Genomic DNA, 2451 nt, shown 5'->3' on the forward strand with positions numbered 1-2451 from the left:
CACACAGGGCCTGGGCGGCGTCGGCCAGCTGGCTCGGCAGGGTCGCGGCCCGCGCCACCGTGCGGATCGACGGAGTTACGACGTCCTTCACCGGATCCGTCGCGCTTTCCTCGCCGAATCCCACCACGCCGGCTCCCGATCCGGCAGCAACGAGGCCGGCACTCCCGCCTCCGGCGTGTGCCTCGCGCCAGGCGTCCCACACGTCGGCGGCGCCGTCGACCGGCTCGGCGCTCAGACCGTGGCGGCGGACGATCTCGTTCAGCTGGTCGACCCGTGCTCCGAGCCCGGCGTGGCGTCCCTCGATCTCTATCAGGAGCGCTCCGCTCTCATGATCATGAACAGTAGCCGTGCTATTTACACGGTTACTGTTCATGATCATGGAACCGGACCACTCGATGGCGCTGCACTCGACTGGGCTGGCCAGGAGATCGACGACGAACGACGATGCGGCGACGGCGGATGCCGGAATGAGCAGTGACCGCGTCGCCTCCGGCAACGGGTGCAGCCGCACTGTCAGCTCGACGACAAGGCCAAGGGTGCCGAGCGATCCGCACCACAGCTTGCCGAGGTCGTACCCGGCTACGTTCTTGATGACCGTGCCGCCGCTGCGGCTGACCGTGCCGTCGGCGAGCACCACAGTGGAACCGATGACCAGGTCCCGGATGCCGCCGTACCGGAACCGGTGCGGTCCGGCGTCGTTCGCGGCGTAGACGCCCCCGACCGTCACCACGCCGTCCCCGGCCACGCCCGTCCCCGATCCTCCAAGATCGCGGTCGCCCGAGTGGAACGTCCTGGTTCGCCGCATCGGCGGGTCGACGGCGAGCTGCTGACCCGCTTCCGCGAGCAGTCGCTGCAACCGCTCCAACGGCATGCCTGCCTGCACGATGGCCGTCATGTCACCCGGCTCGTGATGGATCAGCTGATCGAGCCCGCGGGTGTCGATCACGCTCCACGCACGATCGGCCGCGGGCGAGCCTGACCCGCTCACCGCACCGTCATAGCTGTTCGCGTTCCCGCGCCCTGTGCTCGCGTCAGGTGTCCTCGTCGTCCCGTTCGGACGTCCGCCCCAGCCGAGCTTGGTTCCGCCGCCATGGACGATCAGATTCGTGTCAGCGTCTCGCGCAGCCAGCACCGCTTCACGAGCGTCGCTGAGATCCGCCGGACGGTACACGGCCGTCACATCCGCTCGATCACGCCGGCCGCTTCCAGCGGGTGCTGCCGGTACGGCCCTGGCCGCTCCCCGCACAGCCGGGGAGTCGGCAGCACCTTGTCCGGGTTGCAGCGGCCTTCCGGATCGAACGCGGCGCGCACCCGGTCCATGACGGCGAGGTCCTCGGCGCCGAACATCTTCGGCATCGAGCAGGCTTTATCCGCCCCGATGCCGTGCTCGCCGGAGAGCGACCCGCCGAATGCGACACACAGCTCCGCGATCCGCGTGGACAGCGACTCGGCTCGCTCGGACTCCCCCGGGCGGGTGCTGTCGAAAAGGACCAGCGGGTGCAGGTTGCCGTCGCCCGCGTGGAACACGTTGGCCACCCGGAGCTGTGCCTTGGCCGCCATCTCGGCGATCCGAGCCAGGCACTCCCCCAGCCGCGTCCGCGGGATGACACCGTCCTGAACGAGATAGTCCGGGGCGAGCCGGCCCATCGCCGCAAAGGCCGCCTTCCGGCCGCGCCAGATCAGCGCACGCTCCTCCGGATCATCGGCGATGCGGATGGCCGTGGCACCGGCCTCCTGGCACAGTGCCACTGTCTCGGCGAACGCCGTGTCGCACTCCGCGCCCGGGCCGTCCAGCTCGACGATCAAGGCCGCCCCGGCGTCGATCGTGAAGCCGGCGGCCGCGTCCTCCTCGGACGCCCGGATGGCGAGGTTGTCCATCATCTCCACGGCCGCGGGCACGATCCCGGCGGCGATGATCGCGCTCACCGCGTCGCCCGCGGACGCCGGAGAGTCGAAATCGGCGACCAGCGTGTGGACCGCCTCCGGACGCCGCAACAGCCGCAGCGTCACCTTGGTGACCACGCCCAACGTGCCCTCCGAACCGATGAGCAGGCCGCGAAGGTCATACCCGGGCGGGTCGAGCGTCGGCCCGCCCACCTCCACCACATCGCCGTCCGGCAGCACCAGCTCGCAGCTCAGGACGTGGTTGGTGGTGAAGCCGTACTTCAGACAGTGCGCACCACCGGAATTCTCGGCCACGTTGCCGCCGATAGAGCAGACGATCTGGCTCGACGGGTCGGGCGCGTAGTAGAGATTGTGTTCGGCGACGGCGCGGCTCACGGCGGCGTTCGTCACGCCGGGCTCGACGGTGATCCGCTGGTTGACCGGGTCCACGTCGAGGATCCGTCGCATCCTGGACAGCACGATCAGGACGCCGTCCGGGTGCGGAAGCGCACCACCGGACAGGCCGGTTCCAGAACCACGCGGCACCAACGGCACCGCGTGCTTCGC

2 protein-coding genes are annotated in these 2451 nt (G+C 69.8%); both read right to left on the reverse strand.

Annotated elements, in window-relative coordinates; all coding sequences use genetic code 11:
• A partial coding sequence (locus ELR45_RS36940) for an FAD-binding oxidoreductase (RefSeq protein ID WP_205856003.1) occupies positions 1-1180 on the reverse strand: 1180 nt, incomplete at its 3' end.
• Positions 1177-2451, reverse strand: a 1275-nt coding sequence (locus ELR45_RS05025; protein WP_129664246.1) for an FAD-linked oxidase C-terminal domain-containing protein, incomplete at its 5' end; no start/stop codon positions are given. The genes ELR45_RS05025 and ELR45_RS36940, both read right to left, overlap by 4 nt.

Source organism: Phytoactinopolyspora endophytica (assembly GCF_004138495.1).
Taxonomy (GTDB): Bacteria; Actinomycetota; Actinomycetes; order Jiangellales; family Jiangellaceae; genus Phytoactinopolyspora; species Phytoactinopolyspora endophytica.